General features: G+C 40.1%; 21 protein-coding genes. 16 read left to right on the top strand and 5 right to left on the bottom strand.

Features of this window, described 5'->3' with window-relative positions; all coding sequences use genetic code 11:
• The first annotated feature begins 69 nt into the window (after positions 1-69).
• The 4 genes from CWB77_RS00965 to CWB77_RS00950 all read left to right on the top strand — a co-directional run bounded on the left by CWB77_RS00965 (position 70) and on the right by CWB77_RS00950 (position 5,366).
• A complete protein-coding gene (locus CWB77_RS00965; RefSeq protein WP_055011698.1) occupies positions 70-2,205 on the top strand; it encodes a M3 family metallopeptidase in 2,136 nt (711 codons plus the stop codon).
• Between the two features lie 109 nt (positions 2,206-2,314).
• Positions 2,315-3,160, top strand: coding sequence for a carboxylate/amino acid/amine transporter (locus tag CWB77_RS00960; RefSeq protein ID WP_171043239.1), 846 nt, complete (start codon positions 2,315-2,317; stop codon positions 3,158-3,160).
• Between the two features lie 69 nt (positions 3,161-3,229).
• Positions 3,230-4,555, top strand: coding sequence for a glycerophosphodiester phosphodiesterase family protein (locus CWB77_RS00955; protein ID WP_138620924.1), 1,326 nt, complete (start codon positions 3,230-3,232; stop codon positions 4,553-4,555).
• A 61-nt stretch (positions 4,556-4,616) separates the two neighbouring features.
• Positions 4,617-5,366 carry a dienelactone hydrolase family protein gene (locus CWB77_RS00950; RefSeq protein ID WP_138620922.1) on the top strand — a complete coding sequence of 250 codons (750 nt, stop codon included), beginning with the start codon at positions 4,617-4,619 and terminating at the stop codon, positions 5,364-5,366.
• Here CWB77_RS00950 and CWB77_RS00945 read toward each other — a convergent pair.
• A complete protein-coding gene (locus tag CWB77_RS00945) occupies positions 5,346-6,266 on the bottom strand; it encodes a LysR family transcriptional regulator (RefSeq protein WP_138620920.1) in 921 nt (306 codons plus the stop codon). The genes CWB77_RS00950 and CWB77_RS00945 overlap by 21 nt on opposite strands.
• A 154-nt stretch (positions 6,267-6,420) precedes the next feature.
• Between CWB77_RS00945 and CWB77_RS00940 the strand changes: the two genes are divergently transcribed.
• From CWB77_RS00940 to CWB77_RS00915, 6 genes are all read left to right on the top strand, one after another.
• Positions 6,421-7,104, top strand: a complete 684-nt coding sequence (locus CWB77_RS00940) for a type 1 glutamine amidotransferase domain-containing protein (protein WP_138620918.1) — start codon at positions 6,421-6,423, stop codon at positions 7,102-7,104.
• Between the two features lie 113 nt (positions 7,105-7,217).
• Positions 7,218-7,823 (top strand): rhomboid family intramembrane serine protease, encoded by a 606-nt coding sequence (locus CWB77_RS00935; protein WP_054202093.1) that lies wholly within the window; start codon positions 7,218-7,220, stop codon positions 7,821-7,823.
• A gap of 17 nt (positions 7,824-7,840) precedes the next feature.
• Positions 7,841-8,683 carry a glutathione-dependent disulfide-bond oxidoreductase gene (gene yghU / locus CWB77_RS00930; protein WP_138620916.1) on the top strand — a complete coding sequence of 281 codons (843 nt, stop codon included), beginning with the start codon at positions 7,841-7,843 and terminating at the stop codon, positions 8,681-8,683.
• A 181-nt stretch (positions 8,684-8,864) separates the two neighbouring features.
• A complete protein-coding gene (locus tag CWB77_RS00925) occupies positions 8,865-10,103 on the top strand; it encodes an ABC transporter substrate-binding protein (RefSeq protein ID WP_138620914.1) in 1,239 nt (412 codons plus the stop codon).
• Positions 10,103-13,408, top strand: coding sequence for a response regulator (locus CWB77_RS00920; RefSeq protein ID WP_138620912.1), 3,306 nt, complete (start codon positions 10,103-10,105; stop codon positions 13,406-13,408). Before CWB77_RS00925 ends, CWB77_RS00920 begins: the two co-directional genes overlap by 1 nt.
• A 67-nt stretch (positions 13,409-13,475) precedes the next feature.
• Entirely contained in the window at positions 13,476-14,777 is a 1,302-nt protein-coding gene (locus CWB77_RS00915) for an MFS transporter (RefSeq protein ID WP_138570475.1), read from the top strand.
• Between the two features lie 41 nt (positions 14,778-14,818).
• On the opposite strand, the gene CWB77_RS00910 is transcribed toward CWB77_RS00915, so the two are convergent.
• Entirely contained in the window at positions 14,819-15,427 is a 609-nt protein-coding gene (locus CWB77_RS00910) for a flavin reductase family protein (protein ID WP_138620910.1), read from the bottom strand.
• Between the two features lie 104 nt (positions 15,428-15,531).
• Here CWB77_RS00910 and CWB77_RS00905 point away from each other — a divergent pair, with 104 nt between their 5' ends.
• The 4 genes from CWB77_RS00905 to CWB77_RS00890 all read left to right on the top strand — a co-directional run bounded on the left by CWB77_RS00905 (position 15,532) and on the right by CWB77_RS00890 (position 18,697).
• Complete coding sequence (locus CWB77_RS00905) at positions 15,532-17,040, top strand: cryptochrome/deoxyribodipyrimidine photo-lyase family protein (protein ID WP_138570476.1); 1,509 nt, start codon at positions 15,532-15,534, stop codon at positions 17,038-17,040.
• A gap of 2 nt (positions 17,041-17,042) precedes the next feature.
• The gene (locus CWB77_RS00900) at positions 17,043-17,177 is read left to right on the top strand and encodes a DUF2256 domain-containing protein (protein WP_076921450.1); all 135 of its coding nucleotides are present in this window, start codon (positions 17,043-17,045) and stop codon (positions 17,175-17,177) included.
• Between the two features lie 124 nt (positions 17,178-17,301).
• On the top strand, positions 17,302-17,730 hold the full coding sequence (locus CWB77_RS00895; protein ID WP_138570531.1) for an OsmC family protein: 429 nt from the start codon (positions 17,302-17,304) through the stop codon (positions 17,728-17,730).
• Between the two features lie 205 nt (positions 17,731-17,935).
• Positions 17,936-18,697, top strand: a complete 762-nt coding sequence (locus CWB77_RS00890) for an EAL domain-containing protein (protein ID WP_138570477.1) — start codon at positions 17,936-17,938, stop codon at positions 18,695-18,697.
• Between the two features lie 60 nt (positions 18,698-18,757).
• Here CWB77_RS00890 and CWB77_RS00885 read toward each other — a convergent pair whose 3' ends face one another.
• Positions 18,758-20,245, bottom strand: coding sequence for a dipeptidase (locus tag CWB77_RS00885; protein ID WP_138620908.1), 1,488 nt, complete (start codon positions 20,243-20,245; stop codon positions 18,758-18,760).
• Positions 20,246-20,407: 162 nt separating this feature from the next.
• Here CWB77_RS00885 and CWB77_RS00880 point away from each other — a divergent pair, with 162 nt between their 5' ends.
• Complete coding sequence (locus tag CWB77_RS00880) at positions 20,408-20,590, top strand: DUF2986 domain-containing protein (RefSeq protein ID WP_138620906.1); 183 nt, start codon at positions 20,408-20,410, stop codon at positions 20,588-20,590.
• A 3-nt stretch (positions 20,591-20,593) separates the two neighbouring features.
• Here CWB77_RS00880 and CWB77_RS00875 read toward each other — a convergent pair whose 3' ends face one another.
• Complete coding sequence (locus CWB77_RS00875) at positions 20,594-21,574, bottom strand: TDT family transporter (RefSeq protein ID WP_138620904.1); 981 nt, start codon at positions 21,572-21,574, stop codon at positions 20,594-20,596.
• Positions 21,575-21,682: 108 nt separating this feature from the next.
• On the opposite strand from CWB77_RS00875, the gene CWB77_RS00870 reads away from it, so the two are divergent.
• A complete protein-coding gene (locus CWB77_RS00870; RefSeq protein WP_138620902.1) occupies positions 21,683-22,564 on the top strand; it encodes a LysR family transcriptional regulator in 882 nt (293 codons plus the stop codon).
• Positions 22,565-22,643: 79 nt separating this feature from the next.
• On the opposite strand, the gene CWB77_RS00865 is transcribed toward CWB77_RS00870, so the two are convergent.
• Positions 22,644-24,770 (bottom strand): TonB-dependent receptor plug domain-containing protein, encoded by a 2,127-nt coding sequence (locus CWB77_RS00865; protein WP_138620900.1) that lies wholly within the window; start codon positions 24,768-24,770, stop codon positions 22,644-22,646.
• Positions 24,771-24,796: the final 26 nt, after the last annotated feature.

Genomic DNA, 24,796 nt, shown 5'->3' with positions numbered 1-24,796 from the left:
AATTTGGTAAGTTAACTGGGTTTTCGACTCGAAAAGCCTATTTCGGCTACTATTTTTTATGGAGTTATTATGCGTAAAACACTGATCGCCACTACGATTGCTAGTGCACTTTTATTATCTGCCTGTTCTTCTGAAAGCACCCAAGAAACAAAACAACAAAGCACAGCACAAGTGCAAGATATCAACGCAAGCAATGTATTATTTAAACCAAGCCCATTGCAATACATGGCTCCTGAGTTTGATAAGTTTGGTACCACTGAATACGAAGCTGCATTTGATGCAGGTATTGCACAACATAATGCAGAAATTTTGGCAATTGCCAATAATCCAGAACCAGCTACTTTTGAAAATACCTTGGTAGAAATGGAACTTGCTGGTGAACTATTAAACCGCGCATCAGCTGCATTTTACAACTTATCAGGTCTTATCTCTAACGATGAGTACCAACGCATTGATAAAAAAATGGCGCCTGTGTTCTCAGCACACTCTGATGACATTTACCTAAATGGTGCATTATTCGAACGTGTACAAACAGTATACGACAACAAAGATAAGTTAAGCGCTGAAGATCAACGTCTTGTTGATTTTTACTACAAACAATTTGTTAAAGCCGGTGCTAAATTAAACGATGCTGAAAAAGCAAAAATGCGTGAAATTAACGCTGAGCTTGCAAAATTATCAACGGAGTTTTCTCAAAACGTATTAAAATCGTTTAAAGAAGACGTCATTTTAGTAACAGATAAAAGCAAACTAGCTGGTTTATCTGAAGGTGAAATTGCAGGTCTTGCAGCAGCTGCTAAAAAAGCAGGCAAAGATGGCTACATGATCACCCTAGTGAACACCACACAACAGCCTATTTTATCTAGCCTTGAAAACCGTGAACTGCGTGAGCAGATTTTTAAAGCATCAACCAACCGTGCAGCTAAAACCAACGGCCCTATCATTATTAAAGAAACTAACCTACGTGCACAAAAAGCAGAACTGTTAGGCTTTAAAGATTGGGCTTCGTATGTAATGACTTCACGCATGGCTCAAACCACTGATAACGTGTACGGTATTTTAGATGACCTAGCGCCAAAAGCAGTCGAAAAAGCGCAAGCAGAAGCAAAAGCGATTCAAAAAGTAATTAACGATTCTGGTGAAAGTTTTGAACTAAAACCATGGGATTGGTCTTTCTATGCAGAAAAAGTGCGTGCTGAAAAATACGACCTAGATCCAGCCTTAGTTAAGCCTTACTTTGAAATGCAATCGGTTATTCATAACGGTTTATTCTTTGCAATGGAAAAACTTTACGGCATTACATTCAAAGAGCGTAAAGACCTACCGCTTTATCACGAAGACGTCATGGCGTTTGAAGTATTTAACGCTGATGGCAGCGCAATAGGCTTATTTTACATGGACCCATATGCACGTGAAGGTAAACGTGGCGGTGCATGGATGAGTGCATACGTAAGCCAAAGCGGCTTGAAAGGCACAAAACCGGTTATTTATAATGCACAAAATATTCCAAAGCCAGCAGAAGGCGAGCCAACGTTAATGACGTTTGACGAAGTGTCAACTATGTTCCATGAGTTTGGTCATGCAGCACACGGTTTATTCTCTGACGTTAAATACCCAAGCCTAGCAGGTACTGCTACAGCGCGTGATTTTGTTGAATTTCCATCACAAGCACATGAAGACTGGATGATTGAGCCAAGTGTATTAGCTAACTACGCTAAGCATTACAAAACAGGTGAACCAATTCCTCAAGCACTACTTGATAAAGTACTTGAGTCGCAAAAGTTCAACCAAGGTTTTGGTACCACTGAATATTTAGCTGCAGCACTACTGGATATGGAATGGCACTCATTTGGTTCTGACAAAAAAGTAACTGATGTACAACAGTTTGAAAGTGAAGCGTTAAAGGCACACGGTATTGATTACTACCCTGTACCACCTCGTTACAAATCAAACTACTTTAGCCATACGTTTGCAGGTGGTTACTCTGCAGGTTACTACGCTTACCTATGGACTGAAGTATTTGCCGCTGATGCCTTTGCTCATATGGAAAACAATGGTGGCTTAACGCGCGAAAATGGCGATAAGTTCCGTAAAGAGATCCTATCAAAAGGTAACAGCCGCGACTTAATGCAAAGCTACATTGAGTTCAGAGGCCAAAAACCAACGACTGATGCATTGCTTAAGCGCCGTGGTTTAGTTGATTAATTAATATTTTTAATCAACTGATATAAAAGCCCGCTTGCGGGCTTTTATTGTTTATAGAACAATATATAACAGATAAACTGACACCATTACTTAAGACAAGATGAGTGTTATGGGCTATTTATTTGCAGTTACCCTTCTTTGGGCGTTTTCGTTTAGTTTAATTGGTGTGTATTTAGCTGGCCAAGTTGATGCGTGGTTTAGTGTGCTAATTCGTGTGGCTTTAGCAGCGTTAGTATTTTTGCCTTTTTTAAAGAAAATCCCTACCCCACTTGCGTTTAAACTCATGCTGATAGGCGCACTGCAACTGGGGGTTATGTATGGCTTTTATTACCACTCATTTTTGTTTTTAAGTGTGCCAGAAGTGCTGTTATTTACTGTAATGACCCCGCTTTACATTACGCTTTTAAACGATGCGCTAAATAAACAGTTTAATCCGCAGTTTTTTATCGTCGCGTTTATTGCCGTGTTAGGAGCTATTACCATTCGTTATGAAAACTTAGACAGTAACTTTTTAGTCGGATTACTACTGGTTCAAGGCGCTAATATTAGTTTTGCTATCGGCCAAGTAACCTACAAACGATTAATGCTTAATAAACAACTCGATGATAAAACCGTATTTGGTTGGTTTTTTATTGGCGCACTAATTGTTGCAAGCGCCTGTTACGCCTTATTTGGTGATCTTAACAAATTACCAAGTACCTCAACTCAATGGGGCATACTGATTTATTTAGGCATTGTGGCCTCCGGTTTAGGCTACTTTATGTGGAATAAAGGCGCGACGCTTGTTAATGTTGGCGCGCTGGCGGTGATGAACAACTTGCTTATTCCTGCCGGTATTATTGTTAATGTACTTATTTGGAATAGAGACGCAGACCTACTTAGATTAAGTATTGGCGCGGGAGTGATGCTGTCTGCCTTGGTGATAAACCAAATAATGGCTAAATCAGCAAATTAATCACTCTGTAGTTAAATTGTCATTAATAATTAGTAAGGTAGCGTCCACTTTTATTTTTAAGGACAAATAATGAAGCGCATACCTTTTCTAACAACTTTTTTATTATTAAGCTCACTCGCTGGCTGTGATGACGATGTAAAAATAGTCGAAAAAGAAGTGGTTGTTACCAACACTGACGTTGAAATTGTTGAAGTACCTACCCCGGTTATTGTTGAAGTAGCTCAAGGCACCAATACGCAACTAGGTACCCGCCCCGACTACTTAATTGACGATATGGCTGACAGCGCACTAAAAACACAATTAGAATCGTGTAAAGAAGGCCCTTTTTATCGTACTGATTTTTCAATTGGTCACCGTGGTGCCCCCATGCAATACCCAGAGCACACACAAGAGTCTTACTTAGCGGCTGCTCGTATGGGCGCTGGTATTGTCGAATGTGATGTAACCTTTACAAATGATAAAGAGCTAGTATGCCGCCATTCTCAGTGCGACTTGCACACCACCACTAATATTTTAGCTATTCCAGAACTTGCGGCTAAATGCAGTGAGCCATTTACTCCAGCAAACTCTAACAGTGGCACGCCTGCTTCAGCTAAATGTTGTACCAGTGATATTAACTTGGCAGAGTTTTTAACCCTTGAGGGTAAAATGGATGGCGCAAACACCAGCGCCACTAATGTTAGCGATTACATGAAAGGTACACCAAGTTGGCGCACTGACTTATACGCCACCTCAGGTACTCTCATGACCCATAAACAAAGTATTGCACTATTTAAACAGCTCGGAGTAAAAATGACCCCAGAGCTTAAATCACCTCAAGTGAGTATGCCCTTTAACGGTATGACCCAAACGCAATACGCACAAAAAATGCTAGATGAATACACGCAAATGGAGGTACCCGCTTCGCATGTTTTTCCGCAATCATTTAATTTAGCTGACGTACAATATTGGATTAATACTAACCCTGAATTTGCAGCGCAAAGTGTGTATTTAGATGGCCGAGACAGCGATGCAGGGTTTGATCCTAACAACCCCGACACATGGCAACCTAGTATGGCTTCGCTTTTTAATGACGGTGTTAAAATTATTGCTCCACCCATTTGGATGCTATTAACCATAGATAATGAAAGTAATATCGTGCCATCACAGTACGCTATTGATGCTAAAGCCGCAGGGCTTAATATTATTGCATGGAGTCTTGAACGTTCAGGGCCGCTGAATAATGGAGGCGGATACTATTACCAGTCAATTAGTGATGTTATAGATAACGATGGTGACATGATGACCGTGGTTGATGTGCTTGCAAAAGAGGTTGGTGTAATCGGTATATTTTCTGATTGGCCAGCTACGGTTAGCTATTACGCAAGTTGCAATAAAATGCCTGCAAGTATTTAAACTTTAGGGCGTGTTTATTTGACCGCGCTCAGCTATTATATTTATTTTACTGAGCGCTTTTATGATCATTCAACACCATAACGCTGGCTTACCAACGCCTACAGGGTTAATGCGAACCACTATTTACCGCCCACAAACATCGGGGCAATACCCTGCCATTATTTTTTATTCTGAAATTTTCCAGCAAACGGCACCTATTGCCCGCAGTGCAGCTATTTTAGCCAGTCATGGTTTTGTGGTACTTGTGCCAGAAGTGTTTCATGAGCTTAACCCTATCGGAACTGTGCTGGCTTATGATGACGAAGGTAAAGATAAAGGTAATAACGATAAATGGGCTAAACCTTTAGAGCATCATGATAGCGACACACAAAGCCTTATCGAGTTTGTAAAACGACAAAGTTATTGTTCAGGAAACGTGGGAGCTATGGGTGTATGTATTGGTGGACATTTAGCTTACAGAGCCGCTTTAAACCCACTTATAAAAGCCGCGTTTTGTTTATACGCCACCGATATACACAGTAATACACTGCCCGCACAACCCGGTAATAACTCATTTGAACGCATGGCCGACATACTCGGTGAAATTCATTTTATATGGGGTAAACAAGATCCCCATGTTCCACAAGATGGCCGAGACAAAATATACCAGCAAGCTGTTCGCACTGGCATAAATTACCAATGGCAAGAAGTTAACGCGCAACATGCCTTTATGCGTGATGAAGGCGAGCGCTACGATGCAGCTCTCGCCATAGCAATGTATCAACAGGCTGTTGCCTTATTTAACCGAGCGCTAGCCCTTACGCATACCTAATGCCGTATGCTGTTTTACAAAGTACGCTTTTAAATAATCAACAAACAAACGTAACTTTTTAGACCCCGTCGCCCCTGGCGGGAAAACTCCGTACAATTCAATGTCTTTGCTTTTGTAGTCGTCCATTATAATTTGCAGTAAACCCGCTTGTACTTTTGGCCATGCATCGTATAGCGGTATACGCCCTATGCCATGTCCTGCCTCTACAAATGCAGTCCGTGCAGCGGCATTATTGGTACTGAGCGATCCTTGCATAGTAATGTCGACTTTTTTACCGTCTTTTTGCAAGGTCAAGATTTTACTCCCTAACTGATAAACTACCCACTGGTGCTGTGCTAATTCATCGGGCGTAGTGGGCTTGCCATAATGCGAAAAATAATCAGGTGCGCCACAAATACAAGTACTCATAGTGGTTAACTTGGTTGCCTGTAGGTTTGAATCGCGCAGCGCAACCCCCCTAATAGCAAAATCAAATCCGTGTTTAATAATATCCACCACATCATCAGTTAGCTGTAAATCTATATCAATTTTGGGGTATTGGCGCTTAAAGGTATTAATTGCAGGCACTATTAATTGCATCCCCACATTAACCGGGCAACTAATTTTTAATAATCCTTGGGGCTCACTTTTTATATTTTCTATTTGTTGATTGGCAGCATTAGCCTGCTCGGTAATAACTCGGCAACGCTCATAGTAAGCCATACCGGCTTCAGTAAGGGCCATGGTCCGTGTTGAACGATTAAGTAAGGTTACTTCAAGTTGCGTTTCTAGCTTTTTTAAATGATAACTGGCTACCGCCCGTGTTAACCCTAGTTGCTTTGCCGCTGCAGTTAAACTGCCCTGCTCAACTATTTGTGCAAATACCACCATACTTTTTAATTGTTCAAACGAGACTTTCATGGACGCTCCAGTGCGGTTTTAACTTCAACCCTCCAATTGTATCAATTATTAAATCAATAAAGTTAAATTTATCATCGTTGTTTAAGGTTGGGTTAGTGCATATAGTAATTGCTAAGCAAAAATTACAATTTTAAATCATCAGAAGGAAAAAATAATGGCTAAGAAAATACTAATGGTACTTACTTCACACGCTGATTTAGGCAATACCGGTGAGAAAACAGGTTTTTGGGTAGAAGAATTCGCCGCCCCTTATTATGCATTTGTAGATGCTGGCGCAGAAATCACTCTAGCTTCACCAAACGGTGGCCAACCACCAATCGACCCAACCAGTACACTAGCCGACTTCCAGACTGATGCAACCAAGCGATACGACAACGACAGTACAGCGCAAACATTAATGGCAAACACAAAAGTACTAAGTGAACTGAATGCTTCAGATTTTGATGCGGTATTTTATCCAGGCGGCCATGGCCCATTATGGGATTTAGTGGATAACACAGATTCAATCTCGCTCATCGAAGATTTTGTAAAATTACAAAAGCCAGTGGCAGCAGTGTGTCATGCGAGCGCCGCATTTTTAAATACAAAAGATGCTGATGGCAATGCATTGGTTGCGGGTAAAAAAGTTACCGGCTTTAGTAACACTGAAGAAGCCGCTGTACAATTAACAGATGTAGTGCCATTTTTAGTCGAAGACGAGCTAATCAAAAAAGGTGGTGACTATCAAAAAACCGACGACTGGGGCGTTCTTGCGCTTGAAGACGGTTTAGTGATCACCGGTCAAAACCCAGCAAGCTCTGAGCTAGCAGCTAAAAAATTACTTACCAAGCTTGGTTAATTACAATTAATCAGCATAAAAAGCACAGTTTAATCGCTGTGCTTTTTAATTTGCTTTTCATTACTCACCACTATTCCTATACTGGCCACTCTTAATATAAATAAGGGCACCGTATGCAAAATAAACCATCCACCTTGTCGTTACTTAGCAGCACCCGTTTTGCCATTATAAGCATTGTGACTATTTGTTTTGTGTTGCAACTAATTAATAGCCTGCCAGGCATTAGTTTAAATGGTTTAGGTATTTACCCACGCAGCATTCAAGGGCTGATTGGTATTCTTTGCGCTCCCTTTTTACACGGTAGCTGGTGGCATTTTGCTAGTAATATGCTGCCCTTCATTGTTTTAAGCTGGTTAATTTGCCAATACAGCGTAAAGCGTTTTTATAGTGTATTTATATTCACCGCATTAGTCGGTGGATTACTGGTATGGATGTTTGCTCGTGGCAATATTCATGTCGGCTTAAGTGGCGTTATTTATGGGTTATGGGGATTTATTTTATGCTATGGCATTGTAAGACGTTCTTTTAAATCTATTTTTATAGCCGTGGTGGTGGCCTTTTTATACAGTGGCTTTATTTGGGGCGTGTTACCACAGCGGTTGCACATCTCGTTTGAAAGCCATCTGTTTGGCGCACTAAGTGGATTCTTTTTAGGGTATAAATTAGCAAAAGCAGATAAATTAAAAGCAACAACGGGCAAAGCAAATACGCACGTTTAAACTATTAGAGGCTATTTATGAGTAATAACAACGACTACACCCCAGCAAAAGTATGGACATGGGACAATGAAAGTGGCGGTAAATTTGCAAACATTAACCGCCCAATTGCAGGTGCAACTCACGATAAAACACTGCCTATTGGCAAACATCCATTTCAGCTTTACTCATTAGCGACCCCCAACGGGCAAAAAGTCAGTATTATGTTTGAAGAGCTATTAGAGCTTGGTATTACTGAGGCTGAGTACGATGCTTATTTAATTAATATTGGTGAAGGCGACCAGTTTGGCTCTGATTTTGTTGATATAAACCCAAACTCAAAAATACCTGCGTTGATGGATCACTCTACAACACCAGCAACCCCTGTATTCGAATCAGGCGCTATTTTACAATACCTTGGCGAGAAGTTTGATGCGCTTATTCCTAATGATTTTCAAGCTAAAACACAATGTCGTAATTGGCTGTTTTGGCAAATGGGATCGGCGCCTTATTTAGGTGGCGGCTTTGGTCACTTTTACAGCTATGCACCAACCAAAATGCAATACCCGATTGACCGTTTTACCATGGAAACTAAGCGCCAGCTTGATGTACTAAACCGCCATTTAAGTGACAATGAATACATGGCAGGCAGTGAATATTCAATTGCCGACATTGCTATTTGGCCGTGGTATGGCTCACTGGTTTTAGGTGACCTATACGACGCGGCAGAGTTTTTAGATGTTACATCTTATACCCATGTGGTTCGTTGGGCTAAGCAAATAGCAGCGCGTCCAGGCGTAAAACGAGGCCGCCGTGTTAATCGTACTTGGGGCCCAGAAGAAGAACAAATGGCAGAGCGCCACAGCGCCCAAGACTTTAAATAAAAGTCAAAACAGTTCAATAAGCCAGCTGCTTAGCTGGCTTTTTTATGCCCATTAATAAAAAAATACTGAATCATATTTCAGGTTTATATTTTTATAAAAAAATTAAATAATTTCCTTTTAAAACAGGAAAAAACGCCAAAATAGACTAACTTTAATAAAAATTACTAACATAAAGTTTATTATGCGATCTTTGGTTTGTGTACTCCTCTTAAGTGTACTTTATATTGCAGCATTTCCTTTAAGTGCACGCAGCGAAGATGTAAAAACATTAACGCTCTACCATGACTCAGACTATTCAAACCATTACGAATCGGCCTATGCAATGAAGATGGGGGTGCTGACTGCTTTAGCTGAGATTAATAATAACGTGCAAGATTATCAGCTCACACTGATTGAAAAAGACAACCGAGGTAATTCGAATCGCAGCTTATTGCACATGCAGCAGTTTCTAAAAGACCGCAATGCACTGGTTTTTATTGGTGGATTGCACTCCACGCCATATATAAAAAACAGAGACTTCATCAATAAAAACAAAATATTACTACTACTGCCTTGGGCTGCCGGAGGGTCTATTACCCGATACCCTAGCGATGATAACTGGGTATTTAGGCTCTCAGTAGATGATACAAAAGCCGGCTATAGAATGGCCCAATTTGCAACGAAAACTCTAAATTGCAAAAATCCGCTCTTACTTTTAGAAGACACGCCATGGGGAAAATCAAACAACAACACCATGCTTAAGGCCTTTGGTGATATAAAACCACAAGTAAAATGGTTTAACTGGAACACAAAAATAAATAACGCCAAATTAATGCTGCATCAAATAAAAAATACACCTGCAGAGTGTATTTTATTTGTTGGAAATGCCATTGAGGGGGCTGTATTTATAAATGCGATGGCAAGTTTTGCCAAAAATGAACGCCTTCCTATTGTTAGTCATTGGGGAATAACGGGTGGGGATTTTTTTGCCAACGTTGAACAAGCTATAAAATCAAACTTGAGCTTACATTTTATACAAAGCTGTTTTTCATTTTTAAAAACGCCGCAAACCGCTTTAACTAAAAATGTTATAGCACAAAGCTTATCTCTCAAGCCTAACCCTGTAGCACCCACTGAGTTGATTTCTCCGGCTGGATTTATTCATGCCTACGACTTAACAAAACTATTGTTACAGGGCATATCACAAATAACTTTAACCGATAATACAGAGCACAACAGAGCAAAAATTAAACATGCACTTGAGAACTTAACCATGCCAGTTAATGGCTTAATAAAACAATACCAACGACCTTTTGCTGTGTGGTCAGCTAATAATATTGATGCCCACGAAGCACTTGGTTTTGACGATTTATGCATGGCAAATTATCAACCAGATGGAAAAATACACATTATCAATAACCCAATAGGCAATGTTGAGTAATGCGAGCATTAATAAATAAAAAATTTAAGCTCTCAACAAATAATGCTTTTTATACTTTTTTAGTATTGAGCTTAATATTATCAGTGACTATTTCTTTACTGTTTGTTGGTCATCGTGCAAATACTGCTATCTATGATTTGCAAAGTAAAAGTCTTGAGATTGAATCTAAACTCACCACCAGCTACCTCACACTATTTTTAGAAACAAGAACACAAATTCTTAATGACCTTGCTCGTCAACCTATTTTATCTAACGCCATAATGGGGTCAGACACCTCAAAAGCGCTACTCCAAGATTACCTTTTTCAATATAAAATAATGGGTAGCACCGAAAAAATAACGATTATAAACGTATTAAAAGAGGTGGTTTTTAGTAACGACCCTTCGCTTAACGAGCTGAGTATAATTGAGCAACCATGGATAAATAGCTTACTTGAAGAGCAAACAGAAAAGGCGGTGATATTAAATAAGCCAACCAATACTGATTTATTCACAATTGCGGTGCCTATAAAATATAATAACTTTACTGAGGGCGTGCTTATGGTTCAATTTAATACGCCAATGACCCAGTTACTACCGACCGACTTTGACCGTGAAAGACATGGACTGACATTAGCAGGACCATGGGTTTATTATTCTAATTTAAATCAAGGTGACGAGTATGTCAGCATTAACCAAAACCTCATTGGCAATACAGATATAACATTAAACTACTACATTACTGCCAATTTAATTGCTGCTAAAACCACTCGCTTCATAATCGATATTGCTATATCAATTATTGCAAGCATGGCTTTATCGACATTATTTCTGTTTTTATTTGGCAGGCACTTACTACTAAACCCGTTTAAGCTTTTAGAATCCTCAAAAGAAGCGATAAAGCAAAGTGAAGCGCGTTACGAACTGGCAGTTAAAGGCAGTAATGATGGTATTTGGGATTGGGATATTGTTACAAATGAAGTATATTTTTCTCCCCGTATTAGCGTATTGCTTGGCTACGACGAAAACGATAAAAACGCTTTACCTCACTGTACTGATGCACTTTATAAGTTACTTCACCCTGATGATATAACCAAGCATAAAAAGCAAATAGCAAATCACTTAATTAGCAACATTCCCTTTAATTACGATTATAGATTAAAGACTAAATCAGGCGCTTATCGTTATTTTACAGTAAAAGGGATGGCACTGCGCAATGAGCATAATAAAGCAATTAGAATGGCAGGCTCTGTAACTGACATTACTGATCAAAAACGTTCTCAAAAAGCATTAAAACAAGCAAAAGAGCAAAATGATTTATTAGCGCAGGCAATCGAATCATGTAATGTGGGTATTTCTATAGCCGATGCGAGCGTGCAAGGCTTTCCTTTAGTATTTTTAAATTCTGAATTTGAAAAAATCACAGGCTATAGTAAAGGGGAAATGCTAGGAATAAATTGCAGCTTACTTCAAGGGCCAAACACAGATAAGAACGCAATAGATATTATTACTCATGCAATAAAAACATTAAAAACTCAACGTATAGAGATACTAAATTATAAAAAAGATGGCACGGAATTTTGGAATAGCCTACAAATCTCACCTGTTTTTAACGAGCAGCAACAGCTCACAGCTTATGTGGGAATTCAGCAAGATATCACTGAGCAAAAAGCAGCGAATCAATTATTAATTGAAGCAAAAGCGGCGGCTGAGCAGGCTAATATTGCTAAAAGCGAGTTTTTAGCGGCAATGAGTCATGAAATTCGCACGCCTATGAATGGCGTATTAGGCATGCTTAATTTGATTTTAGATAGTTCATTAAATGAAAAACAACATCATCAGGTAAGCATTGCACTCAATAGTGCAAACTCCTTATTAAATATTATTAACGATATTTTAGACTTTTCAAAAGTAGATGCCGGTAAGCTTGAGCTTGAAGAATTGGAGTTTAACCTTTGTAACATGCTCGACAATTTTATCGAAACAATAGCAATTCATGCTCACAGTAAAAATATTCCGTTAATGCTAGATATAGAGCATCTTGAATACGCTTTTGTCATTGGTGACGCCGGACGCCTCAAACAAATTTTAACAAACTTAGTAAATAATGCGCTTAAATTTACCCATGAAGGCGAAGTGCAAGTTATTGCTAAACTCACACCGATTAACAACAATCAAATGCGTTTTAGCTGCCAAGTAATAGACTCTGGAATTGGTATTTCTGCAGCTCAACAAGCCAAGCTATTTAAATCATTCTCTCAAGTTGACTCTTCAACAACACGAAAATATGGTGGCACGGGCTTAGGCTTAGCGATTGTTAAAAAGTTATGCCACCTAATGGAAGGTGATATACAGGTACAATCTAAAGAAAATAAGGGCAGTAACTTTAGCTTTAATGTTGTTCTAAAACGCAGTAAAAACCCACAAAAAGTATTACCCCCTGTAGATATGTCATCGTTAAATATTTTAATTGTGTGCAGCAATCAAACTCAATCTTCTATTTTACACAAGCAGTTTACTAAATGGGGAGCAACAGCCGTAATCAGCCCATCCGCAAAGCAGGCTGTGAAAACATGTCAGCAATATATCGAAAAACAAAACCTTTGTTTTGATTTAATTATGATTGATATGCAGCTAAGTGACGGCGATGCGTTAACCTTAAGTAAAACCCTTGATAAAGAAGTAGATCTTATGGCTGCGCATGTTGTTTTAATGACCACGGGTGAGCTAAATAAACAGCGCGATTTATATCAAGCGTCTCGGTTTTCAGCCATTGTTACAAAGCCCATAATCACACAAAATCTTTTTAAGATGCTATCGACCTGCTTTAGCGGTAAACAGCAAAGTAATAACAGCCTCATTACTAAGGGTTTATCTGACACTCAGTCTTTGTCGAGCGATGATATTGTGTGGGACAAAAACATTCGTATTTTACTAGTTGAAGATAACAACATTAATCAAATCGTCGCCTCTACCACGCTTAAAAAAATAGGAATTAATAGCATTGATATTGCAGAAAATGGTCAGCACGCGCTCGAATATTTAAAACAAACAACTTCCCATAACCCGTACTCACTCATTTTAATGGATTGCCAAATGCCAGTGATGGATGGTTACCAAGCCACAACCCATATAAGAGTAAATGAAGTTGGAAGTAAAAATCCCCAAATTACTATTATTGCTATGACAGCAAACGCTATGGTGGGCGATGAAGCTAAGTGCTTACAGGTTGGAATGAGCGACTATATTTCTAAGCCCATTGCACAAGACATATTATTTAAAAAACTTCTAAAGTGGTTGCCATATGAACTTAAAAACAATGAGTAAAGTAGATATGTTAACCATACCATCTTAATATATATAAATATTTGTACTTATACAGCGGTAAAATAGAGTGAAAAAACTGACAAAAGAACAAATTTATAAACGCTTAAATAACGAAGAAGATGCTCGCGCGTGTAAGGCCATCGACGACAATGCCTGTCAGGAAGTACCCGGTAATTTTATTATTTTACTCATTAGCCAGCTGTTTAGTAAGTTTGCTGATGCACTGCTTAATCCAAAAATAACGCTGCCATGGTTAATGCAAAGCTTAAATGTACCAGCGAGTTTTATTGCTTGGTTAGTACCAATTAGAGAATCGGGTTCATTGCTGCCCCAACTTGCTATTGCTAACGTTATTCGCAAACTCCCCGTTCGTAAATGGGTATGGGTAATAGGTGCAGTGATGCAAGCAGGATGCATTTTAGCCATGGTTGCGGTGGCGTTCACCCTCAAGGGCGCACAAGCAGGCTACGCCATTATTGGCTTATTAATTTTATTTAGCCTTGCCAGAGGGTTTAACTCTGTCGCTGCAAAAGATGTGCTGGGCAAAGTTATTCCTAAACAGCAACGCGGTAATATTAGCGGGCTTGCTGCAAGTATTGCCGGTTTTGCTACATTAACGTTTGGTCTCTTGATGTGGTTTTTTTCACAGCAAAAAGATCAAGATATTGTGATCATCGCTTTACTACTGGGTGCATTAATGTGGCTGATTGCCGCGTTTTTTTATGCACAAATTAACGAATATAGTGGCGCTACCGAAGGAGCGAATAATGGCCTATTGCACGCGTTTTCAAAGTTAAAAATTTTATACCAAGACAAACAGTTTGCGCATTTTGTTATTACACGTGCCTTACTGCTTTGTTCAGCATTGAGTGCCCCTTTTTATATTATTTTAGCCAGTAAACAGTCGTTTGAATTTTCTTTACTTGCCACCTTTATTGCCGTTTCCGGCTTTGCAAGCCTAGTCTCAGCGCCGATTTGGGGACGCTTAAGTGACTTATCTAGCCAGCGAGTGCTGGTACTCAGTGCCACTTTGGTTACCATTAATGGGCTGGCTGTATTTGTTATTGCAACTTGGTATAACGAGCTGCTACTAAATTGGTGGGCTATGCCTATTTTGTACTTTTTACTCTCAGTTGCGCACCAAGGAGTACGCTTAGGGCGAAAAACGTACCTCGTCGATATGGCAGAGGGTAACAAACGCACCGATTATGTGTCGGTTAGTAATACCGTTATTGGGGTTTTATTACTGATGTTGGGCAGCATAGGCTTATTAGAATCGTTTTTATCAACCGCAGAGCTTATTTTGCTTTACAGTGGGTTAGGTTTTTTGGGGGCAATGAGTGCACTGTTTTTACCAAAAACAGAGTAAATAGCGCGCTGTTTAACCTTATGTAATTAAAACGCTCACCTTTAAAGTTGTGGGCGTTTTAATACAAACTTATCTTTGGTGGTGCTAAAGTAATCGCCGCCCATTTTACCTACTGCATCTAAACGTGTCGGATCTATGTAGCCATTTACCAACGTGGCGTCATCTATAAAAATTCCCACTACATCTAAGAGCATCATTTTGCCACCGCTTGGTTCATCTGAAATAGTGATCACTTCTCGAAGCTTACATTCATAGCGTACTTTTGAAGCTGCAACACTCGGCGGATTAACTAACTGGCTTGGGACTCTCTCTATGCTGGCCTCATCAAACTCACTGACATTATTAGGGTAATTAGCGCAGCTTTGGTTCATTTGCTCTACTAAAACATGACTAACAATATTAACCACACATTCTTTGGTGGCTAGTAAATTTGTCAGTGTATCTTTATTGGCTTTATCGCTGGGGTTAACTTGAGTCACACTTAGCACTGCAGGCTGACAACTTGCTACGGTAAAAAAAGAGTAAGGTGCAATATTGCTTACCCCCTCACTACTTAGGGTGCTTATCCATGCAATCGGTCGTGGACTAATACCGCCAACTAAGTAGCTATAAACAGAGCGGTTGTTTTTTTGAATTAAATCTAAAAACATTATTTCTCACTTTTAAGTTAAAAACTAAACCCTAGTACTAGGCAATACGTACTTATAGATTGGATCTTCATTAATACTACACCGTTAGCAAATAGTTTAATTTCATGCGCCAAAAAATAAACATTGTCTGGTTTAAACGCGATTTACGCTTAAGCGATCATCAACCGCTTAAGCATGCGTTTAGCAATGGGCTTCCAACATTATTGCTGTACAACTTTGAGCCGCTGTTACTCGAAGATGCTCATTATAACGAGCGACATTGGCGCTTTGTGTATCAGTCACTATGTGATTTAAACCAACAACTTGAACGCTTTAATAGCTGCGTGTACATATTTAAACAAAATATGCAGTCGTTGCTTGAAGAGCTACTCACCCAGTTTGAAATAATTAATCTCTTTAGTCACCAAGAAATCGGCTTAAATAATACATTTGAGCGCGATAAAGCGATTAAAGCATGGTGCCAACATAATCAGGTTAACTGGTTAGAGTCGCCAACGGGGGCTGTCATTCGGGGTAAAAAAAATCGCAATAATTGGAATGAATGCTGGCAACAAACAATGCAAGCGCCAATTGCCATCCCAGATTGGAAACACATTAAAACAGTGACACTCACACACTACCAATCGCCAGAATTACCAGACAGTTACACAGCTGACGATGACAACTTTCAATATGGAGGGCCGCGACTTGCCCGCGATGTTATGCACAGTTTTTTTGCCGAGCGCGGTAAAGGCTATCAAAAAGGGATCTCTAGCCCAAGCTTGAGTCGCACGCATTGCTCTAGGCTTTCGCCCTATTTAGCCTGGGGCAATATTAGTCTTAGGCAGGTGTATCAAATGGCGATAGACGCATACCATTCAACCCATCCCGATAAAAAAGGCTGGAAGCGTCCGCTTGCTGCGTTTGTATCTCGCCTGCATTGGCATTGCCATTTTATGCAAAAGTTTGAAAGCGAATGCAGCATGGAATTTAAAGCCTTAAATCCGGGTTACCATGCATTTCCGTATCGTGATGACGCTAAGGTTACTAGCGATATTGAACGCTGGGCACAGGGGCAAACCGGTATTCCTATTATTGATGCCTGCATGCGCTGTTTAAAAGCCACCGGTTATATTAACTTTAGAATGCGCGCTATGCTGGTGAGCTTTGTAACCCATCATTTAAACATCAGCTGGCAACAGGCAAGTTTTCCGCTGGCTAATTACTTTTTAGACTTTGAGCCAGGTATTCATTATCCGCAAATACAAATGCAGGCATCGGTTACTGGCATTAATACTATTCGCCATTACAACCCCATTAAACAATCTGAAGATCAAGACCCAACCGGCGCATTTATAAAAAAATGGTGCCCCGAACTTGAAAAGCTCCCCATTGAATATTTACATCAACCCTGGCAACAAACGCCAATGGAAGCGTTATTTAACGACTTTAAACTTGGTGAAGATTACCCAGAGCCGATGCTTGATTTAACTCGAGCATCTAAAGAGGCACGCGAGCGATTGTGGCAATACCGAGAGCGTAGCGATGTTAAACGTGCTATTCATGCCATACTAAAAAAACATGTAGCCATCACTCCCTCGGTACGTAAATCCAAAAAGCAGTCAGGCAAATAACTATGGCACATAAAAAACTAACCCTACCTGAAAAAATATGCCCTGTGTGTAATAAACCGTTTGCGTGGCGTAAAAAATGGCAACGAGACTGGGATAACGTTATTTATTGTTCTGAGCGATGTAAACGTAGCAAATAGAGATTGGCGTTTATCTTGCAGCCTCCATGTTACTACGTACATTTTTAAGCAATTATCGGATTATTTTACATACAACTGATATCAATGCTGAAAAATTTACATTAATCGCAACAAGGAGAACATGATGACAATTAAAAAAACGGCAAGCTCAAATTGGTCTGGCGATATTAAAAGTGGTAAAGGCACTATATCAACTCAAAGTGGTGCTCTCGATAACCAGCCGTATGGGTTTAATACTCGCTTTGAAGATAAGCACGGCTCTAACCCAGAGGAGCTAGTTGGTGCAGCCCACAGTGCTTGCTTTAGCATGGCGTTATCATTGGCGTTAGGCGAAGCAGGTTTTACTGCTGACGATATAAGCACCAAAGCAACAGTAAGCTTAGATGAAGTAGACGATGGCTTTGCGGTGAGTGAAATTGAATTGGTAGTTAATGCAAAAATTACTGATATTTCCAATGAGCAATTTCAAGCCCTGTGTGAAGACACCAAAAAAGGCTGCCCCATTTCAAAATTACTCAATACCAGCATAAAGCTAACGGCAACACTTAACTAATTTTGTAAACCAATTATACTTTTTGCGTAGCAGTAAGATTATGTTTTAGCATAACCTTACTGCTAATTTTTCATGAATTAAATAAAAACTTTATTATGAGTTATATTAATGTTCGCTAATATAATTATGTAAAATCTCAATACTTTGTTAGGATTACAAGAAACTTAACCACCTTTAAGTGTGGGTTAAATTCAAAGGTGGATGCATGAACGAGAAATCACAAAGTTGCGAAAAAGTATCTTGTAGCAACTGCGCTGATTCTAGCGAACTAGATTTTGACTTTACTATGGCATTTCAGCCTATTATAAATTGCCAGAGCAGCACTATTTATGGCTATGAAGCACTGGTTCGTGGTTTAAATAATGAGTCGGCTTATTCTATTATTTCCCAAGTAAACGACGACAACCGCTATACCTTTGACCAACTATGTAGAATTAAAGCCATTGCACTTGCCTCTAAGCTAGGCATAAACACCATGCTAAGCATTAACTTTTTACCCAACGCTATTTATAAGCCTGAGCGCTGTATTCGCACTACCCTAGAAGCGGCTAAAAAGTACAATTTCCCTACAACTAATATTATGTTTGAATTTACTGAAGTTGAAAAAATAGAAGACAGCAGCCACGTTGAGCGGGTTGTAAGCTACTACCAAGAATTAGGCTTTAAAACAGCTACCGATGACTTTGGCTCAGGCTATTCTGGATTAAACTTACTAGCTGACTTTCAAACAGATATTATTAAACTCGATATGGCACTTATACGCGATATCGACAAAGACACAAAACGCCAAACGATTGTGCGTAACTGCTTAAATATGTTTGAAGAACTGAACATAATGGCGTTAGCTGAGGGTATTGAAACAGTTGAAGAGTATCACTGGTTAAAAAGTGTCGGCATTGAATTAATGCAAGGCTACTTGTTTGCAAAACCTGGGTTTGAGTGCTTACCAGGCGTTAATTTTCAATAACATTTAGTTGTTATAAAAAACCGCCATCATGGCGGTTTTTTAGTTTTTGCTATTGGTTAATTACATGTTTCCCAGCTCTATCATCATTGCGGTGTACATACGTAAATTAAGTGCTAGTTGCTCAAGCGTAATAAATTCATGCTCTGAGTGACCGGTGTAGCGTTTACCTGGCATTGATGGACCAAACGATACGGCATTATCAAATAACTTAGCGTTGGTACCACCACCAATAGAGACAAAATCTGCGTCTTGATCGCCAGTAAAGTGTTTAAAAATATCAAGTAACTTCTGCGCATGGGGCGCGTCATCAAGTAACATGGGTGTACCAATGGTGGTTTTAACATTGGCTAATGTTACTTTATTATCAGCTTGCCATTGAGTAAGCGCACTATTAATTTGCTGTTTTAGTAAGTCAGCCTCTTTACCCATAGGACGACGAGCATTAACCGCTAACGTTAGGTTATTACCGTCTCGTTCAATAACTGTGGGCGCTACCGTCATTGGCCCCATAAAGTCATGTTTATACGCAATATCACCAAACTGTTTACCGTGAATATCTAGGCCAATTAGCTGATTTACAAACTTAATGAGCTGCCCATCGCTGTTGTTTTCAAGCTCAACGGCTTTAAATAGTTCAGCCAAATAAGCAATGGCGTTAACACCTGACTCTGGCTCAGATGAGTGAGCCGACATGCCTTTAACACTAATTAAAGTTCCATCTGTTTGATCATCAAAGGTAAATTCTACTTGCTTAAGAACCTTGGCTGTTTGTTTTAATTGAGCCACCAATTCAGGACTCGCATTATGCAAAGTTAAGCTGGCATCTTCAGGGATTTGGCTAGCAAAGGCACCACCCGTTACATTGCTGACATACACACCTGTTTGTGGTGATGTTGCATCAAATGTTGGCGCAATTAAGCTCCAGCCTTTTTCAGCAACCACTACAGGGTATGAGGCATCAATGGTTATCGCATACTTTGGTTGCTCATAGGTTTTCATAAACTCAGTTAACGGCCCCCAATCAGACTCCTCGGCCAAATAAACCATCAGCTCAATGCGGTTATCAAGGGTTATGCCTTTATCTTTTATGGCTTTCATCGCATATAAAGCGGTGGCTATAGCGCCTTTATCGTCTTCGGTACCTCGGCCAACTAATTTACCCGGCTCTGAGGTATCAATAATAAATGGGCTTTGTTTCCATTTGCTGGCGTTTGCAGGTTGTACATCACCGTGAGTCACTATGGTTACTTTTTCTTTTTGCTCACCCATGCCTATGAGTACGGTATAGCCTAAATCTTGGTAGTCAAAGCCAAGTTCAGCGGCTTTCATTTTTAATAACGCTTTAAAGCCTATAAAGTCGGGGTTTTGTGGTGCGCTGATCTCACTTTTATTAACCGTAGGAAACGATACTAAATTAGTAAGCGTATGCACCTGTGCATTTTGATAGTTATTAACTGCGTAATCGGCCACGCTTTCACTGTGTTTATTTAATTGTGCATGAGCGCTAAATGCACATAAGGCAATACTTGCTAAAGCTAGCTTGTTCAAAACAGATTCCATTTAATTAACAACAAAGAACACTAATTATAACCTCCTTGTAAAGTGACAAACAGCGCTTTGCGGCAGACCCACAAGCAAAGCTTATAATTTATCTAACAGCTTTGAACAAGATGCCTGTATAATGCGCAGCTCAAAATTACGAGGTAAATCATGAATCGCAGAAAAAAAATCGTTACTAAGTTTCAAAAGAAAGATAAGCGCGCTAATGCCAAGTTGCATAAAAGCAACAAACCGGCTTATGTTTCAAAAGCTGAACGCGCCAAGCTTGCTGAGCAAGATGTCGAACAAGCAATTGAGCACGCGGCCAACGAAGTAGTGCAAACAAGCGTTTAATTGTTATTGCGATAGGGTGAGAGGCTTAAATTGAGTGTTAAAAAGCTTAAAGTGAGCCAAATAACGAACCGCCACATAGCAAACTACCCCACTTGCCACAATCAGTTCAAACGTTGCTAAATACTGTATTTGTTTAACAAACTGCAAATCAATACCCTCTGCATGCATCCATGCGGCAAGTTTAAATAACGCGGTAGCACCAATGACCATAGGAAAAGTAAACGCAGCGTAACCTGGGCAAAATGGACGGCGCAGTAATTTAAAAAATGCGACGTAAATTATAAAGGTCATCAGTACCGCAATTCCAAATAACAAGCCAATAATAACCGGTGACGGCTCGCTGATAACTGTAAAGTAACCAGCTAACGATAAACTTGCTGGCGCCGCTAAAATAGCCAGTGTAGGTTGTGCAGCATCAGGAATGTGCGCAGCAAAAATGATCCGGTAAATCATCATAGGCAACATAACTGCATACATCAGCATGCCAAAATAAAGCGCCCCTTGTGCTAAAAATAGCAGAGCCGGATTCCCTGAAAACGCCACATCGGCAACAATGATCCCAACCGGCGGTACAAACCAGCTTGGCACCATATGCTCAATTTTAAATTCAATCACGCGATGAGCAATAAAGCTGATTAAAAACATCACATGCAATAAAAATGCACCAACCCAAAGCATATCTCCCGCAAGGGAGTAAAACTGCCCTAAAGAATTAGACACCACTAAAGTAGCCATAGCAAAAGTAGGCACCACACTTCCCACAACCGGATGGGCTAAATCGGCTTTAAGCAGCTGAGGATGTAATAAAAACTTAAGTGTTAACAATAGCAATAATACGCTCGCAATAGCGGCACCGGCATATTGTGCTACGCCATTTAGGTTAAACATACTCTCCCAAGCCCAACCTAGGCTGGCAATACCTAATGCCAAACCGCCCATTGGTGTTGGTGCACCAGATACTTTTGTTTTTATATGTTTACACATCTCTATTCCACCCTGTGGTTGTAACTTACAGAGAAGTTTACGCTTGCATTTTGTTAAGTTAAATCTAATTATATAGAACACAGGTTCAGGTAAACTAAACATAGCATAATGAATATTTCACTTAAGCAACTTAAAGTATTTGTCGGCATAACCCAGCACAGCACCCTTACAGCAGCGTCTGAATCATTGTTTCTATCTAAAGCGGCGGTGAGTATGGCGCTTAGCGAACTTGAAAAGCAGTTAGGCCATCCATTATTTGATCGTGTAAATAATCGGTTATTATTAAATCAAGAAGGGCAAAAACTACTGCCCCTTGCTGATGAACTATTAAATCGGGCAAACACTATCGACACCTTGTTTTTAGACAACGCTCCTGCCAGCGGAACTTTAAAAATTGGTGCCAGCGACACGATTGGTAATCATGTATTGCCTGCTTTGTTAAGCAACTTTAGAGCGCAGCAACAGCATTACTCGCAACAAATACTGATTTCTAATTCGGCGCTTATTTGTCAAAAACTTATAGATTACGAGCTCGATATAGCACTTATTGAGGGCCAAGCCCACCAAAGCGATTTAGTCTCTAATGTGTTTAGCCATGACGCCATGTGTATTATTGCGCCAATAAACCACCCATTGGCTGCAAAAAAGCAACTTAGCTTTAACGACTTTAATAGTAGCCAATGGGTATTAAGAGAAACTGGTTCAGGCTCGCGTTCCTTCTTTTTACATAGCCTTGCGCCACAAATTAAAAATTGGACGCAAAGCGTAGAGCTCAATACCACTGAAGCGCTTATAAACTGTGTGGCAAATGGCTTGGGGTTAGGGTGTTTATCATCACTTGCTGCGCAATATGCCCTAAAAGATGGCCGTGTTACACAACTTAATTTAAACCACCCCATGCAAAGGCAGTTTTGGTTAGTAATACATAAAGACAAGTACAAAAACCCGCTGCTAACGCAGTTTATAGATTTTTGTCACAAGCAGACTTAAAAAATTAATAGTAATTAACTGTCAGATTCGATTAACCAAAAATCGAATCTGACAGCTCGCACTAACTTACTCTCTCATCTTAAAACGCGTAACTCATAGCCAAATTAATAGAACGACCCTGTCCTGCTAATTGATTGAACCCCTGCGACATATCTTGTTTAAACTCAGCAATACTTACGCCACCAAGTGGTAATTCATAATATTCATCAAGCAGGTTGGTAATATCAACACTCACGGTCAATGCATCCCAACTGGCTTTTGAGCTTAAATTAAGTAAATGATACTGCTCAGTTTGGTTTTCTAGGCGGTTGCTGTCTACGCGGGTTTTACTATCGACCCACTGCCACGTGAGTGCGTTTTCAAAGCGGCCTATTTGCTGATTAATAGTAAATTGGGTTTGCAGCGGCTTAATTTGATAAAGCGGCTGATTCGTATCGTCGCGCTTACCACGGGTGTTGGTAATATTAGCTTTTAACGACCAGCTACCATACTGCTTAGACTCATGCAGTGCTAAAACCGCATCTAGCTTTACACCATAAAGCCTGGCATCTATGTTATTAAACATAAGTACATTACGGGTATTGGCAGCAAGCGCTGTGCGGTTAAAGCTTCTTACTATGTTGGCATCAATATAGTCATTCACGTCGCTCACCCAAGCGTTAGCACTTATACGCCAGCTGTCATCTTTTGCCATGCGGGTGTACGTGCTGCTAAGCGTGTGTGCGGTTTCTGGTTTAAGGTTTATATTACCAATATAGCCGTTGCCATCGCCGTACCATCCAATCATGGTGGTGGCCATATTACCTACGCCCCAGCTATAGCGTTCGTATAAATTAGGCGCACGATTTTTACGGGCTAAGCCAATTTGTAGTTCGTCGTTATTGCTTAGTTGATAATTAATCAGCACGTTTGCATCAACTAAATTATCTGTTTGTTTTTTGTTTTGGTTATTAAACTTTTTAGCCGCCATTGCATCACTTGGCATCGCCATAGCCATTGCATTCATTGCAGCCATGCCTGCATTATATGCTTGTACATCATCAGTGTTGGTCATTACATTTTCAAATCGAATGCCTGCATTTAACCACCAGCGAGTATTTAGTTGGCTTTCATATTCAGCAAGCAAAGCAATACGCTGACGTCGGCCATTATTAATATTTTTATAGTCATTTGGTCCCATCATCATTGAGCCCTTAACTGCAGGCCACCAGTCATCTAATTTCATGTGGTGATACTCTTGCGCGAGTAGTAACTGGCTGTTGTTATCAAGCGCTAGTCGCCATTTTAACTGGGTACTTATATCTTCGGCGTCGGTTTTCATGGGCATTTTTCCGGGTTTTTCTGCGCTAAAAAATCCCATTTCATGCTTTACGTTATGCCAATTTAACTGCGCTTCAAGCTCACTGTTTGTAAAAGCGCGCTTATACTGAGCAACAGCGCCATAGCTGGTGTTATCTGTCATATCCATATATTGATTAGCAAAGCCTTGATAGGGTATTTTTTGATGGCTTAGCTTAACCACTAATTGTTGCTTATCATCGCGCATGGCAGCACTTAAACTATGGTTTTGCGCGCGGTATAGGGTGTCGAGCACTAAATCGCCGTTACCATCTTCATAACTGTTAGCATCGCTATAAGCACCTTGATAATTAAAACTGAGTACATCGCTGGCAATGCGCATACCTGCGCCGACCTTTTTGGCGTTATCAAGGGTGTTGTACTGGGCTGACACATAACCTGAATGCCATGCAAGTTCGCTATTTTTACTGTACTGAGGTGAAATAGAATTAACAGCAATCACACCTGCAATATTATCGCCTCCCGCGCTTACTGGAGAAACACCTGCAACCACTTTGTAGCTACTAATTTGATTAGCTGAAATATAAGACAGTGGCGGGTTCATTTGGTTAGCACAGGCGGCGGTGATTTGCGCCCCATCAACCAGTACCGCCACTCTATCGCCCATTAAACCATTTAAAACAGGTAAATTGGCCATGCCACCGGCGGCTGAAAAGTCCACTCCTAAATCGGTTAATAGCGATTCAGATGAGCCTAATGATAGGTGTTTATTTTGTGCTTGGCCGTGCACTTCAATCACTTCAATTGAGGTGTCATCTGCAAAAGCAACTGGCGATAATACGCTACTTATAACAAGCGCTAAAGGGGATAATAAATAAGAGGTTAAAGAATTTTTTTTATCAGTCATTATTGATTTACCACAAAATTTTTGTG

The sequence above is a fragment of the Pseudoalteromonas sp. S1610 genome (assembly GCF_005887465.1).
GTDB classification, from domain to species: Bacteria; Pseudomonadota; Gammaproteobacteria; order Enterobacterales; family Alteromonadaceae; genus Pseudoalteromonas; species Pseudoalteromonas undina.
This window is presented reverse-complemented; position numbering and strand designations above follow the sequence as displayed.

Excerpts from the sequence above, each read along its gene's own strand:
- CWB77_RS00965 (WP_055011698.1), top strand. The coding sequence starts at position 70 with ATGCGTAAAACACTGATCGCCACTACGATTGCTAGTGCACTTTTATTA.
- CWB77_RS00960 (WP_171043239.1), top strand. The coding sequence starts at position 2,315 with ATGGGCTATTTATTTGCAGTTACCCTTCTTTGGGCGTTTTCGTTTAGT.
- CWB77_RS00955 (WP_138620924.1), top strand. The coding sequence starts at position 3,230 with ATGAAGCGCATACCTTTTCTAACAACTTTTTTATTATTAAGCTCACTC.
- CWB77_RS00950 (WP_138620922.1), top strand. The coding sequence starts at position 4,617 with ATGATCATTCAACACCATAACGCTGGCTTACCAACGCCTACAGGGTTA.
- CWB77_RS00945 (WP_138620920.1), bottom strand. The coding sequence starts at position 6,266 with ATGAAAGTCTCGTTTGAACAATTAAAAAGTATGGTGGTATTTGCACAA.
- CWB77_RS00940 (WP_138620918.1), top strand. The coding sequence starts at position 6,421 with ATGGCTAAGAAAATACTAATGGTACTTACTTCACACGCTGATTTAGGC.
- CWB77_RS00935 (WP_054202093.1), top strand. The coding sequence starts at position 7,218 with ATGCAAAATAAACCATCCACCTTGTCGTTACTTAGCAGCACCCGTTTT.
- yghU (WP_138620916.1), top strand. The coding sequence starts at position 7,841 with ATGAGTAATAACAACGACTACACCCCAGCAAAAGTATGGACATGGGAC.
- CWB77_RS00925 (WP_138620914.1), top strand. The coding sequence starts at position 8,865 with ATGCGATCTTTGGTTTGTGTACTCCTCTTAAGTGTACTTTATATTGCA.
- CWB77_RS00920 (WP_138620912.1), top strand. The coding sequence starts at position 10,103 with ATGCGAGCATTAATAAATAAAAAATTTAAGCTCTCAACAAATAATGCT.
- CWB77_RS00910 (WP_138620910.1), bottom strand. The coding sequence starts at position 15,427 with ATGTTTTTAGATTTAATTCAAAAAAACAACCGCTCTGTTTATAGCTAC.
- CWB77_RS00905 (WP_138570476.1), top strand. The coding sequence starts at position 15,532 with ATGCGCCAAAAAATAAACATTGTCTGGTTTAAACGCGATTTACGCTTA.
- CWB77_RS00900 (WP_076921450.1), top strand. The coding sequence starts at position 17,043 with ATGGCACATAAAAAACTAACCCTACCTGAAAAAATATGCCCTGTGTGT.
- CWB77_RS00895 (WP_138570531.1), top strand. The coding sequence starts at position 17,302 with ATGACAATTAAAAAAACGGCAAGCTCAAATTGGTCTGGCGATATTAAA.
- CWB77_RS00890 (WP_138570477.1), top strand. The coding sequence starts at position 17,936 with ATGAACGAGAAATCACAAAGTTGCGAAAAAGTATCTTGTAGCAACTGC.
- CWB77_RS00880 (WP_138620906.1), top strand. The coding sequence starts at position 20,408 with ATGAATCGCAGAAAAAAAATCGTTACTAAGTTTCAAAAGAAAGATAAG.
- CWB77_RS00875 (WP_138620904.1), bottom strand. The coding sequence starts at position 21,574 with ATGTGTAAACATATAAAAACAAAAGTATCTGGTGCACCAACACCAATG.
- CWB77_RS00870 (WP_138620902.1), top strand. The coding sequence starts at position 21,683 with ATGAATATTTCACTTAAGCAACTTAAAGTATTTGTCGGCATAACCCAG.
- CWB77_RS00865 (WP_138620900.1), bottom strand. The coding sequence starts at position 24,770 with ATGACTGATAAAAAAAATTCTTTAACCTCTTATTTATTATCCCCTTTA.